This is a genomic window from Helicobacter himalayensis, from assembly GCF_001602095.1.
Lineage (GTDB): Bacteria > Campylobacterota > Campylobacteria > Campylobacterales > Helicobacteraceae > Helicobacter_F > Helicobacter_F himalayensis.
In genome coordinates this window covers 1,599,749-1,612,989 of sequence record NZ_CP014991.1, presented here as the reverse complement: position 1 = coordinate 1,612,989, position 13,241 = coordinate 1,599,749, and the positions used below count along the sequence as shown (strand labels likewise).

Here is a 13,241-nt window from a genome sequence, read left to right as displayed (position 1 = left end):
AAAGAGTGCTTGAATGTATGCGTTTGGCTTACTGGGCGTAGCGGGCTTTGTAGCAAAGCGCCATCTTCAAGCTATCAAGCAGACGAGCAACATCCTCCTAGCAGCTATTGATAGAAATGACTGCGTGGGGATCTTAGATAGCTATTTTCCTGATACACGCTTTTTTCTTAGTTTGGAATCTTTTAGTACTTTTTTGCAAAGTCAGCCCCTTGATTATCTTAGTATCGCTACGCCAAATTTTTTACATAAAAGCCATTGCAAGTTTGCTTTGCGATACGGAGTGAATGCAATTTGTGAAAAACCACTCGTATTAAACGCGCAAGATGCAAGAGAATTGCTCGCGTTAGAAAAAAATTCTAATAGAAAAATTTGGAGTATTTTGCAACTGCGCCTACACCCAAATATTATTGCGCTAAAAAAACGCGTAGATTCTATCCTAGCCCAAGATGGCGCGCGTATTTTTGATGTTGAGCTTACTTACATCACCGCGCGCGGGAGCTGGTTTTTTGCTTCTTGGAAAGGAGATGAGGCAAAAAGCGGAGGGCTAGCGTGCAATATTGGCATACATTTTTTTGATATGTTGCAGTATATTTTTGGCGCGGTGGAAAAAAATATTTTGCATTATAAAAGTATGGAAACAATGAGTGGATTTCTGCAATGCAAGCACGCGCAAATCTCATGGTTTCTCTCAATCTCTAGCAAATTTTTGCCACAAAATAGCCCTGCGCGCACTTATCGCTGTATGCGTGTGGATTCTGAAGAAGTTGATTTCAGTGGCGGATTTGAAGATTTACACACGCAAAGTTACCGCCAGATTCTGCAAGGTAAGGGCTTTGGGATAGAATCTAGCATTCCTAGCATTGAAATAGTTGAAACCTTGCGCTCAATCCCTCTTAGCAAAGAGGGGCGAATCCACCCGTTGTGCGAAAATATGAATGGTGCATAATGGCGTATTTCGCGCATAAAAGCGCAGTGATTGACACAGGCGCGATTATTGGGGAGGGTTGCAAGATTTGGCATTTTTGTCATATTTTTGCGAGTGCTAGAATCGGCAAGAACTGCACAATCGGGCAAAATTGTATGATTGGGGAAAATGTGAGTGTTGGGGAAAATGTGAAAATCCAAAATAATGTGAGTCTTTTTAGCGGTGTGGTGGTGGAAAATAGTGTGTTTATCGCGCCTAGCGTGGTTTTTACAAATGTCAAAAATCCGCGCGCTTTTCTCTCGCGCAAAAATGAGTTTCGCACCACACTCATTAAACAAGGTGCGAGTATTGGTGCAAATGCGACTATTGTATGCGGGGTTAGCATTGGCGCGTATGCGCTCATTGGCGCGGGAAGTGTGGTGACAAAAGATGTGCCTGCATTTGGGCTTGTGGTTGGGAATCCTGCGCGCCTTGTTGGCTTTGTGGATAAGGCGGGGGTGAAAATGGAATTTGATTCTCAAAAGAGGGCGATTGATAGTTTTGATAAAAGTATCTATGAGCTAAGAAATGGCGTGGTGGTCGAGCTTGGCTAATATCGCGGTTTTGGGGCTTGGCTATGTGGGTTATCCGCTCGCACGCGCATTTGCGAAAAGTCATTTTGTCATCGCCTTTGACATTGACAAAAAGCGTATAAAAGAGCTTCAAAGTGGGTTTGAACGCAATACAAATACGAGCTTTCTGCAAGATAAAAATCTGCATTTTACCCACAATCCACAAGAGTTAAAAAAAGCCGAAGTCTTTATCATCGCCGTGCCTACACCAATTCATAAAGATAAGAGTCCAAATCTTTCATTTTTATTTCACGCAAGCGAACTTGTGGGAAAGGTGCTAAAAAAAAATGATCTTGTCGTGTTTGAATCTACAACCTATCCATTTTGCACAAGTGGGGAGTGCGCGCAGATTCTACGTGAAAATACTACACTTAAAGAGGGCAGGGATTTTTTCATCGCTTATTCCCCAGAGCGCATAAATCCAGCAGATTCTAAACACACACTAGAAAACACCACAAAGCTTATCGCCACCAACACCAAAGCTGTGCAAAAGCGCTTAAAAAACCTGTATGAAAGTGTTACGGATACTTATCTTGCGCCTAGTATTGAAGTGGCGGAAATGGCGAAATTGATTGAAAACGCCCAGAGAGATTTAAATATCGCCTTTATCAATGAAGTGGCGATAATGTGTGATAGGTTGGGCTTAAGTGCTAGTGAGGTATTGAATGCGGCAAAAACAAAGTGGAATTTTCTACCCTTTAATCCCGGTCTTGTGGGCGGGCATTGCATAAGCGTTGATCCGTATTATTTGGCGTTTATCCTAAAACGTTTTTCTTATAAATCTAAGATTCTTGATTCCGCGCGGAATGTCAATAACGCTATGTCAAAATTTTTGGCGCAAAAAATCACGCATTTAAGCAAAGAGCTAGATTTTCCAAAAAATGCGCGCGTGCTTATCTTGGGATTATCATTTAAGGAAAATTGCCCCGATATGCGAAACTCAAAAATCCCAACCTTGCGTAAAAAGCTCAAAAAAAACGGCTTTAAAGTCAAGGTGTATGATCCACTTATCGATAGGGAAAGCGCAAAAGCAATGTTTGGTTTTTCCACGCTTAAAAGTGTGGAGGGGAAAAAGTTTGATATTATTATGCTAATTAACGCGCACAACGAGTTTTTAAAGTTTGATATACGAGACTTGCTTAAAGATTCTCAAAAGAATATTGTTTTTGATTTAAAAAATGTCCTTTCCTACGCCACACACAGGCTATAAATCAAGAATCCAAAAAATCCCGAACTAAGTGCAAAAAGTCCAATATATGCACTCAAAAACCGCACGCTAAGCGCACTTAAAATAAGATAGATTCCAAAAAGCCATTCGGGTGTAAAAACTTCAATAGAAAATATTTCTAAGCTAAAAAGTTTTGCTAGCAAGGAATCAAAAATCCCGCCAAGTGAAAAACAATGCGCCAAAATACTAAGTGGAAAAAATGGTACAAAAGCGATACTCAAAGGAATGGCACTAATCGTGTAGGTGCTAAAATAAGGAAAGAAAAAATGCACGATAATAAGCATATGTAAAAATATGCTTGTATTAAAAAATAGTGGTGTAAGCGTGAGATTATAGAGTTTTGAGCGCGCTAAGGGGCGAAAATAGCGCAAAAATAAGTAGATGTAAAACACGCCCATACAAGAGAGGAAAAATCCTACGCTAAAAATTAAGCGCGGAAAAAAGCTCACACAAATAATCACTACAATAAAGAGAAATTCAAAACTCACTACCCGCACGCCTTTATACACAAAAAACAGCGCAAGTGCGCTCATCGCCCAAGCACGTAGGAATGAAGGGCTTAGATAAATAAGCAAAAGATAGCCAAAAAGCACAAGAAGCGTGAGTGTGCTAATGTCAAAAAAGCGGTTGCGATAGGGGAAATAGTGATGCAGTGGCTTGTAGCAGAGATTTAGCACAAAGGCGATGCACGCACTTAGCACACCAAGATGAAATCCGCTAATGGCGATTAAATGCGCAATTCCAAGTTTGTTGCTCACTTCACGCAAAGGTTTTGGTAAAAAATCCGCTAAATAGAGCGTCAAATAAAGCGCGCTCAATTCAGAATCTGTATGTTGTGCCTTAATAAATTCACGCAAAGGCGTGCGAAAATCCTTTGTGGATTCTAAACTTAAAGAAAAAGTGATAAAAAAGCAGGATTGCAAATACTGCCAGAATCCACATTCCGCGCTTTTGCCATACACCTCCACAAAGGAATGCGTAATATCCTTTAAATCCTCTTTTGAAGTGGTGTAGAGTATCGCGCCATCTTGCACGCGGAGCTTTAGCACAAAATAGGGTTTGTTGTTTTTATCTAGCTTTGTGTATTGTGCCAAAACCTGCGCGTTTAACGTGGTTGGATTCTGCATAGAATCCATATAGCGTGCGTAATTGCGGTATTCTAAAGATAAAAAAGCCCCAAAAACACACAGGCAGCCAAGTATGAAAAAAATCCAATGAGACTTTTTCTCCAAAAGTCGCACGCTCAAAGTGCTTGTGGTGTTTATAGCTTTGTTCGCATCTTTGTAGGATTGCCAAAGATGTTTTGCAAGGAGCTTAAAAAAGGAATAAGAGGGGGATTTCTTTGGTTGCGAGGTGTTAGATTCTGCTTTTTTATGAGAATCTAACACATTAGCCTACTTTTTGGGATTCTTTTTGTTGCTTTTTAGCTTTCTTTTCTCTTTCTCTTTGTTCGTCCGCTTCTTTTTTACCTATTTGCCAAAGGCATTTATCAAGTTCTTTAAAACTATATGAAAGATTGTGATGTGTTTTAAAATCCTCCAAAACAGCCTTAAATATTTTGTAGTCTCTTAGGTCTTTTTCTTCAATTTTAAGCCCTTTCCTAAAGTTCCAATATTTATTAAAAGCTAATAATACCTTGCTTACAAGATTATCATATATGGGAAATTTCTCCTCATTATGATGCGAGCAATATTTGCTAGCAAAAGAATAAAAGCAATATTTCTTTAATTTCCCCTCTTTGTTTTCTATTTTTATATTGGCTATTCGTTCTACCAAATCCACATTTCCATCTTCTAAAGCCTTCTTAATATTAATTTCGTTTTTATGAATATTCATTATATGTTTAGCCATTTCAAAAGTATAAAAAATATTTGTGCTGTAGAAGTCATTTAAGATAGCAATTTTTATTAGGACTTGAGCAACATTTTCATGAGAGGGATTCTTAAAAATTTCTTTTAGCGCTTTTTCTTGCTCCTCATATTTACCATTATCTAACTTTTTCCAATCGTCATTAATTAATTTATCCCACCTCTTTTTATCTATCTTTGAATCGCTTGTTAGATATTGCTTTAATAGAGTTTCTTTTATATCTAGTTTCATTTTTTTCCTTTCTTTACAATTAAATAATTTCCTTACAAATACTCCTGCAGTGCCACAGCCTTATTAATATCGCGTTTTTTCATCGCTTCGAGGGCTAGAACCACCATATTTGCGGCACTTAGTGTTGTGAAATAAGGGATATTATCACGCAGAATCTGCGCACGGATAAGCGCGGTATCGCCACGATTTGACTTGCTATCACTTGTGTTTATTGCCATAGCGATTTGCCCATTTGTCATCAAATCCGTGATATTTGGGCGACCTTCAGAGATTTTTAGCACAAGCTTTGTTTGTATTTTTGCCTCATTTAGTGCCTTGTAAGTCCCGCTAGTGCAGCAAATACTAAAGCCAAGCGCGCTTAATTTTTTTGCAAGATTTACACCCGCTGGCTTATCTTTATCATTTAAGGATAGGAATACTTCCCCACTACAAGGAATAGTATTTTTACAAGCCAGCTGGGATTTTGCAAAGCTTATGCCGACATTATCAGAAATCCCCATAACCTCACCTGTGCTTTTCATCTCTGGTCCTAAACTCATATCTGCGCCACTTAGCTTGCTAAAAGGAAAAATAGATTCTTTAATCGCAACGCTTTTTAGTTTTTTGTGCTTATAGATTTCTCCGCTAAAATCTACATTTTTGTAATTATCATAAAATTCTAGTGCCTCTCTCAAATCTCCTTGCCACATCACGCGTGTCGCAACCTTTGCAAGCGGGATTCCCGTGGCTTTTGAGACAAAAGGCACGGTGCGGCTTGCGCGCGGATTTACTTCGATGAGATAGATTTCATTTTGATAAATCGCATACTGCACATTCATAAGCCCTATTACACCGAGTTTTAGCGCGATTTTAGCGCTTAGCTCTTCGATATTTTTAATCATCTTAGAATCTAGCCCAAAAGGCGGCAGACAGCTCGCACTATCGCCACTGTGGATTCCCGCTTCCTCGATATGCTGCATAATCCCGCCAATATACACGCGCTCCCCATCACTGATACAATCCACATCAAGCTCTAGCGCAGAATCTAGAAATTTATCAAGCAAAACAGGGGAATCCTCGCTCACCTTTACCGCCTCCTCCATATACACGCGTAATTCTTCTTCATTATCCACAATGCGCATTGCACGCCCACCTAGCACATAGCTCGGACGCACCAAAATTGGGAATCCAAGCACCTTGCCTAAATCCAACGCCTCTTGCTTTGTGTGCGCGATAGCATTTTTTGGCTGCAAGAGGTTATTTTCCTCCACAAATGCGGCAAATTTTTCTCTATCTTCGGCTTTATCGATGACTTTTGCGCTTGTGCCAATGATTTTTGCACCCATAAGACTGAGTGCTTTTGAAAGCTTGAGCGGTGTTTGTCCGCCAAAATGCACGATGATTCCATCTGGATTCTCTTTTTTTATCACAGAGCGGACATGTTCTAAATCGATTGGCTCAAAATATAATGTGTCACTAGTGTCATAATCCGTGCTTACGGTTTCTGGGTTGCAGTTATACATAATGCTTTGCACGCCTAAATCGCGCAGGGCAAAGGAAGCATGGACGCAACAATAATCAAACTCTATGCCCTGTCCGATTCGGTTTGGTCCTCCCCCGATAATCAACACCTTTTTAAAATCCGCCTCTTGTGCGTTTTTCTTTGAGTGATAAGATTCTTTGAGAGATTCCACATTATCACAAGATAGATTTTTTTTGCGTGCTTGATTAGATTCTGAGTTAGAAATTTCAGAATCTATCGCATTAAGCACACTTTGCTTATCTACAATTTTAGAATACAGATACGGCGTGAGGCTTGGGAACTCCGCTGCGCAGGTATCCACTTCATTATACGCATAGATTATTCCTAGTTCCTCGCGCGCATTTGTGACATCGCCCTCGCGTAAATCAAGCTTATATGCCTTATTTAGCAGATTTGCAAGCATTTTGTCGCTAAAGCCTTTTTGTTTGAAAGCCAGCATTTGTGCCTTATTTTTGAGAATCTCCTCGCTTATATGTGATTCCATAGTGATGATTTCTTGTATTTGGTGCAAAAACCATCTATCAATCGCGCTTAGTTCGTGGATTTCCTCTAGGCTTAGCCCTTGTCTAAAACCCTCTGCAATGTAGAGAATCCTATTTGCATTTGGACGGCGGATTTCTTTTTTGATAGTTTCAATATCTTGATTGATACTTTCAAACCCGCTCAAACCCACTTCTAAGCTACAAAGTGCCTTTTGTAAGCTTTGCGCGAAATTTACCCCAATCCCCATAACCTCGCCAATGGACTTCATCGAGGTAGTGAGTGTGGAATCTGCGTTGGGGAATTTTTCAAAAGTGAAACGCGGGATTTTGGTAACGACATAATCAATGCTAGGCTCAAAGCTTGCAGGCGTGCCTGTTATATCATTTTTAATCTCATCAAGCGAGAATCCAACCGCAAGCAGTGTCGCAACTTTGGCTATGGGGTAGCCTGTGGCTTTAGAAGCAAGTGCCGAGCTACGCGATACGCGGGGATTCATCTCAATCACGGTCATTCTGCCATTTTGCGGATTTATGGCAAACTGCACATTGCTACCACCCGTATCCACGCCGATTTCGCGCAAAATCTTAAAACTTGCATCGCGCATACGTTGGTATTCTTTGTCAGTCAAAGTGAGTGCTGGCGCGATAGTGATAGAATCTCCCGTATGCACGCCCATAGGGTCGAGATTTTCAATGCTACACACGATAATGCAGTTGTCAAATTTGTCGCGGATAACCTCCATTTCAAATTCTTTCCACCCAAGGAGCGATTCTTCAATGAGGATTTCATTAATGGGCGAGGCTTCAAGCCCGGCTTTTGCAAGCGCTCGAAACTCCTCGATATTATACGCCACACCACTGCCTCCACCTGCGAGAGTGTAGCTCGCACGGATAATAAGCGGGAATCCTATCTCTTTTGCCGCTTCTAGTGCCTCATCCTCATTGTAGGCATAGCGGGATTTTGGCAAGTCCATACCAATTTTTAACATCGCTTCCTTAAATGCCTGCCTATCTTCACCTTTTTTTATTGCATTTGGCTTTGCGCCTAGAAATTCTATACCCTCAAGCATTCCTTTTTCATACATACTCATTGCGACATTGAGCGCGGTTTGTCCGCCCATAGTGGGTAAAATCGCATCGACTTTCTCTTGTCTTATGATATTTACTATAACTTCTTCAGTGATAGGCTCGATATAAGTGCGGTGTGCGAAGTCTGGGTCTGTCATAATGGTAGCTGGGTTTGAGTTGATAAGCACCACGCGATAGCCGAGGCTTTTTAAGGTTTTAGCTGCTTGCGTTCCTGAATAGTCAAACTCGCAAGCTTGCCCGATAACAATTGGACCAGAGCCGATAAGTAAAATGGTGTGTATGTCGCTACGTTTAGGCATAAATATCCTTTTTTTGTGTGGAGTGGATTTTTAAAGGTTTTGGATTCGGCGGATTGTATATTACAGCGGCTTAAAATGTGGTTATAGAGTTTGGTTTCTTTGACTTTGGGCTCTAAAATTTTTGACTAAGTTTTAAGGAATTTTTGTTAGAATTGTGCCCTTAGTAAAAGCCACAAACTACCTAAAGGAATCGCGCGTTGAGCAGTATTAAAACAATCACTCTTGCAACAATTTATGAGAATCAAGGATTGAAAGAAGACGCCTTGCAAATCTATGAGTATATTTTGAACGCAAATCCAAATAATGAGGAGGCAAGGCTTGGTGTTGAGCGACTAAAAGGGCGCAAAGGCAAGAAGTACGAAGGCAAAGCAAATGTGCAATGGCTTGAAGTTTTTGCAAATATTGCAGATTCTTATCAAAATAAAAAATTCCAACAATGGTTGTTACAATGGAACTAAAAGATATTATTTTGGAGACAATTAGCTCGCTTGAATCTACGCAAAGCCTGCAAGAATCTAGTGAAATCCAAGAAGTTGGTAAATCTAAAGAAAATGCGCCCTTAGATTCCACGTGCCAGAGTTTTGAGACATTCAACAATCGAGATTCTAGCCAACCACTCGTTTCATTTACGCCAAAGTGCGCACTTAATCGCCAAAGCGGTGTGTCAAAAGCCCCAAGCGAGTTTGCGCCATCTGTGCTTTCAGTCATCAATGAGCCAAAGCGCAAAGAAGCACTCAATGATGAGGTGCAATTCCTTTCACTCCTCCAAGAGCGCTTGCTCGTGCTGTTTGAAGGGTTTAATGGACAGGATTTGCAATCAAATAAGCAATTTGAAATGGTACTAAATTTTTTGCAATACCAATTAAGCGTGATTGAGCGACGTTTAGAAATCCTCTCTCAAACAAACTAGCCAAATGAGCCAAACACTTCACAATCCTCAAAATCAAGAGATTTTCACAAAAATTTTATCCTGTCAAAGCGAGCAAATCGCTATAATATTAGCTTTTAGCCAAGATGTAAGCGCGCAGTATTTGCAAAGCGAAGTGATACAAGAGCTTTTTTGTGAGCTAGGAGAAATACTTAGTGCGCAAAATCTTACGCGTATTGCAAAGTGCAGCCAAGAAGTCTTGCCAAAATTGGAATCTTACGCGCTTTTAGCAATAAATTCCGCGCTAAAAAAAATCCAAAACGCCAAAATTTGTGAAAGCACGCATATCATCACAATGCAGGAAAAAATCAAAAATCTTTTGCAAGAAAATTTTTTGCAGCCAAGTGAGATAAAAGAGCAGTTTTTTGGTATCACAAAGGAGATTCAGGCATTTTTCACAAACACGCAATTTGAAGACACACAAATCACTCAAGCCACAGAATTCACAATGCAAAATCTCATAAATGGGCATTTTAGTATCGGTGTGAGCGGGGTTTTGAGCGCGGGGAAAAGCACTTTTTTAAACGCACTTTTGGGGGAGGAGATTTTAAGCACTTCCACAATCCCAGAAACTGCAAATCTCACAATTTTGCAATATGGTGCGCAAAAAAGCGCTCAAGTGCGCTTTTGGAGCAAGGAGGAGTGGGAGGATTTATGCGCGCAAAAAGATGTGGATATTAGGCAATTTATTAAGGAGACACAAGAACTTTTTGGCACAAATCTTGAGGGCTATTGCACCCAACCAGCGCGTGTTGAGGAGATTTCTCTAGAATCTTTAAGCACTTATACTTCGGCTAATCATAAAGATAAATTTTGCAATCTCGTGCGTGAAGTGCGCTTAAACTTGCCCCTAAAATTTTTAGAGCAAAATGTCTCTATTGTTGATACACCCGGTCTTGATGACCCCATCACAAAGAGAGAGGAGATTACAAAAAGCTATTTGGTGCATTGTGATTTGCTTATACATTTGATGAATGCCAGCTGTGCGGCTACACAGACAGATATTGATTTTATTTTAGAGACTTTAAGTGAGCGCAATATTTCGCGTTTGCTTGTGGTGCTCACACACGCGGATTTGATTAGTCAAAAAGAATTAGAGCAAAGTCTTAATTACACAAAGCAAAGCCTGCGCGCACAAATTACTAAACTTTCGGCAAAAATTGATGTTTCAGAAATGCTTTCACGCATTACTTTTATCCCGCTTTGTGGGCACGATGCACTTTTGCATAGAATAAATGATAGCGCACGCACGCCAAAAGTTGTGCTAGAAAAGACAGGAATTTTAGAAATTGAGCAGTATTTGCAGGCTTTGCTTTTTGGGGAAAATAGCCTAAAATTGCGCGATATGCTTTATCTTGCGATAAAAGCATTACAAAAGCTTGTAAGGGGCAAAAAAGCGGATTTGGAGCTAGAATCCAGCCTACTTTTTGTTTCAGATTCCCAATTGCAAGAAAAAATTTCAGAGATTAAAGCGCAAAACGATTCCTTACACTCACAGGCAAAGAGCGCAAAAGAGGCGATTTTAGCAAAGTTTGAGGAGCTAAAAAATGCTTTTAACACAATGCAAAATGCCATCAATGCAGATTTACAAAGCCAAAGGGAGCGATTGTGCGAGCGCATTTGTGGCAATATTACTTATGATAGGGAGCAAAAGCGCGCGTTTGAGGCGGATCTTTTGCAAGATTCTCTGCTTATTGGATTAAAAGATATTTTTACAGATACCACACGTGGATTTAAATTTCATCTTAACACCAAAATTTCTCAAACACTTAAAGAGCTTCAAAATGAGGGTTTTGTGGGGGAATCTGAACTCTTAAACGCGCCAACTTTTAGCTTTTATGCTAAAGATTCTCAAGTAGCACTTTTTGCCAAAAATTTAAGCGCACAAATTGCAAAATATGTGAAAGCAAGGGAATTTCAAGCACCTATACAAAAAGCTTTTGGGGAAGTTTTTGCAGAATTTGAAAAAATCATTTTTGAAAAAAGCGTGCAGATAAAGAGTGAAAATCTTGCCTTTTTTGATTCTATCGCGCAAAATGCCTATAAAGCGTATGAGGAGCAAATCGCGCATACAAATGCGCTTTTAAATCAAACACTTGCAAGGCGCGAGGAGGGGAAAAATAAAAATTTAGAAAAAGAGATGAACGCGTTGCAAGAAAATCTTTCAAACATTAGCCACAAGCTAGATTCTCTGCGGGCATTTTTGGAGATGTAAATGGGTATTTTGGAAAAATTTATTGCTGAACTAAGTGTTTTAAAAAATACCCAAAATTTAGATTCTGCGCTAAATATGCAAGAATTTCAGAATCCCAGCGCACACGATACGCATTTTGACGCGCACGCACAGGAATTGCAGGCACTTATTTTGCAGACGCAAAATCTTTTGGCAGGTTTGGAATTGCTGGATACAAAAAGCGCGCAGATTTTAGCGCGTTTGCAAGCAAAAGTTGATTCTAAGCTTAAAATCGCAGTGATTGGGCAGTTTTCGAGCGGAAAAAGTACTTTTTTAAACGCACTTTTTGGGGAGGAATTTTTGCCAAGTGGGATTATCCCCCTCACCTCAAAAGTGTGTGAAATAGGCTACGGTAAGCATTTGTGCCTAGAGATTTTATACAAAGATGGCTCAAATGCATTTGAAAGTTTGGAAGTTTTGGAGCAAATTTCCCCACAAGAAAATGAGAAAATCGCCTCTTACAAGGTTTTTGCTCCATTAGAAATTCTCAAAGAAATGAGCTTTTTTGACACGCCGGGCTTTAATTCACAAAATCAAAACGACACAGACACGACAAACGCCTTGCTAGAGGAAGTTGATGGGGTTATTTGGCTAAGTCTTATTGATAATGTCGGCAAATTAAGCGAGAAAGAAATTTTAAACACGCATATTAAAAAATACAACACAAAGGCGCTTTGCGTGCTTAATCAAAAAGATAGACTCAAAAATGAATCTGAAGTGCAGATAAGCCTTGAATACGCAAAGAGCGCGTTTAGAGGGATTTTTAGCGAGTTTATAGCGATTTCTGCAAAAGATGCGCTTGAATCTAAGCGCACGCAAGATTGCAAAAAGCAAGCTCAAAAATTTGCAGATTCTAATATACAAAGTATTTTGGACTTTATCAACAATTCGCTTATCCCACTGCGCGAAAATGCGCGTAAGGAAAGCATTCTAAATGCACTCAAAATACTGCTTTTAGATTCTGTAACTTCTTTGCGTGGGAAAAATTACGCGTTGTGTAATTATGAAGCGTTTTTAGATTCTCAAATTGCGCTTTTTGCATTTCAAAATCCACTTGCAAAAAAGGCGCAAGAAGAGTGTCTGAGAGTGTATAATCTCGCAGATTCTTTGCTTGATAGCCTCTCTCGCGCGATTTTTGCGGGGATTGTCAAGGAAAATATAGATTTTTTGAGAGATAAGAAAAATTCCTTTGGGATAAAAAAATCTTTTTTTGTTGCAAAGGAAGTTTCCATACTGCCAAAAGATACGATTTTACGCAGCTTTGATTCTCAAAGCGAGTTTTTTAGAGAGGCAAAAAAGATTACTTTTAGGGAATTAGAAAAGCTTTTCATAAGCGCGTTTTTGGAGTGTGAAATGGCGCACAATGAGAGGTTGCAAGAAAATCTAGGGCAGGATTTAATGGATTTGATGAAAAATTTTAGCGCGCAAACTTCGCATATTTTTTTACACGCCCAAACAAAACTTAGTGCTAAAACTTCCGCGCTTGAAACACTTTTGCATACAAATTTTAGCAATGCCATTAGCTTTGTGTGCGCGGAGCTAGATTCTCTTATTTGGCGTGGTGTGCGTAACTTTAGCAAGAATGAAAAATTCCCACTTTTTGAGCCAAGCCTTGAAAATATTAGAGAGTTGCTAAATCGCGCATTTTGCTTTGAGGAATTTTTACAAAAACTTTTTTTGCAAAACAATATCGCTAATGAATCGCTTTCCTACCTCACGCACGAAATAGAAGCTGTGAAGCAAGCACAGAATCTTGCAGAAAAAAAGCGCAAAAATAGATTGAAAGCAAGAAAAATCCTTGCCCATATCAAAATCCTATAAAAT

General features: G+C 39.7%; 10 protein-coding genes. 7 read left to right on the top strand and 3 right to left on the bottom strand.

The features are described from left to right. Positions 1-13 precede the first annotated feature (13 nt). Genes A3217_RS07690 through A3217_RS07680 form a run of 3 tightly spaced genes read left to right on the top strand, consistent with a single transcriptional unit; the run spans position 14 to position 2,746 of the window. Entirely contained in the window at positions 14-946 is a 933-nt protein-coding gene (locus tag A3217_RS07690; protein WP_066389323.1) for a Gfo/Idh/MocA family oxidoreductase, read from the top strand. After that, positions 946-1,518, top strand: a complete 573-nt coding sequence (locus A3217_RS07685; protein WP_066389322.1) for an acyltransferase — start codon at positions 946-948, stop codon at positions 1,516-1,518. The genes A3217_RS07690 and A3217_RS07685 overlap by 1 nt, the downstream gene beginning before the upstream one ends. Then, entirely contained in the window at positions 1,493-2,746 is a 1,254-nt protein-coding gene (locus A3217_RS07680; protein WP_082807919.1) for a nucleotide sugar dehydrogenase, read from the top strand. Before A3217_RS07685 ends, A3217_RS07680 begins: the two co-directional genes overlap by 26 nt. Here A3217_RS07680 and A3217_RS07675 read toward each other — a convergent pair. From A3217_RS07675 to carB, 3 genes are read right to left on the bottom strand one after another with little or no spacing between them, the layout of a single operon-like run. Next, positions 2,725-4,152 (bottom strand): ComEC/Rec2 family competence protein, encoded by a 1,428-nt coding sequence (locus A3217_RS07675; RefSeq protein WP_066389320.1) that lies wholly within the window; start codon positions 4,150-4,152, stop codon positions 2,725-2,727. The two genes, A3217_RS07680 and A3217_RS07675, sit on opposite strands and share 22 nt — an antisense overlap. 1 nt (position 4,153) lies before the next feature. Further along, entirely contained in the window at positions 4,154-4,864 is a 711-nt protein-coding gene (locus A3217_RS07670) for a hypothetical protein (RefSeq protein ID WP_066389319.1), read from the bottom strand. Positions 4,865-4,896: 32 nt separating this feature from the next. Continuing rightward, entirely contained in the window at positions 4,897-8,256 is a 3,360-nt protein-coding gene (gene carB, locus A3217_RS07665; RefSeq protein ID WP_066389318.1) for a carbamoyl-phosphate synthase large subunit, read from the bottom strand. Between the two features lie 197 nt (positions 8,257-8,453). Between carB and A3217_RS07660 the strand changes: the two genes are divergently transcribed. From A3217_RS07660 to A3217_RS07645, 4 genes are read left to right on the top strand one after another with little or no spacing between them, the layout of a single operon-like run. Beyond that, positions 8,454-8,714, top strand: a complete 261-nt coding sequence (locus A3217_RS07660) for a hypothetical protein (RefSeq protein WP_066389317.1) — start codon at positions 8,454-8,456, stop codon at positions 8,712-8,714. After that, on the top strand, positions 8,705-9,166 hold the full coding sequence (locus A3217_RS07655) for a CiaD-like domain-containing protein (RefSeq protein ID WP_066389315.1): 462 nt from the start codon (positions 8,705-8,707) through the stop codon (positions 9,164-9,166). The genes A3217_RS07660 and A3217_RS07655 overlap by 10 nt, the downstream gene beginning before the upstream one ends. A 4-nt stretch (positions 9,167-9,170) precedes the next feature. After that, entirely contained in the window at positions 9,171-11,399 is a 2,229-nt protein-coding gene (locus tag A3217_RS07650) for a dynamin family protein (protein WP_066389313.1), read from the top strand. Then, positions 11,400-13,238: a dynamin family protein gene (locus A3217_RS07645; RefSeq protein ID WP_066389312.1), complete on the top strand. Its 1,839-nt coding sequence runs from the start codon at positions 11,400-11,402 to the stop codon at positions 13,236-13,238. The last annotated feature ends 3 nt before the right edge of the window (positions 13,239-13,241 follow it).

What these genes read in the sequence shown, in the direction of transcription:
- A3217_RS07670 (WP_066389319.1), bottom strand. Translation starts at nt 4,864, where the DNA reads ATGAAACTAGATATAAAAGAAACTCTATTAAAGCAATATCTAACAAGC.
- A3217_RS07680 (WP_082807919.1), top strand. Translation starts at nt 1,493, where the DNA reads ATGGCGTGGTGGTCGAGCTTGGCTAATATCGCGGTTTTGGGGCTTGGC.
- carB (WP_066389318.1), bottom strand. Translation starts at nt 8,256, where the DNA reads ATGCCTAAACGTAGCGACATACACACCATTTTACTTATCGGCTCTGGT.
- A3217_RS07645 (WP_066389312.1), top strand. Translation starts at nt 11,400, where the DNA reads ATGGGTATTTTGGAAAAATTTATTGCTGAACTAAGTGTTTTAAAAAAT.
- A3217_RS07685 (WP_066389322.1), top strand. Translation starts at nt 946, where the DNA reads ATGGCGTATTTCGCGCATAAAAGCGCAGTGATTGACACAGGCGCGATT.
- A3217_RS07650 (WP_066389313.1), top strand. Translation starts at nt 9,171, where the DNA reads ATGAGCCAAACACTTCACAATCCTCAAAATCAAGAGATTTTCACAAAA.
- A3217_RS07655 (WP_066389315.1), top strand. Translation starts at nt 8,705, where the DNA reads ATGGAACTAAAAGATATTATTTTGGAGACAATTAGCTCGCTTGAATCT.
- A3217_RS07690 (WP_066389323.1), top strand. Translation starts at nt 14, where the DNA reads ATGTATGCGTTTGGCTTACTGGGCGTAGCGGGCTTTGTAGCAAAGCGC.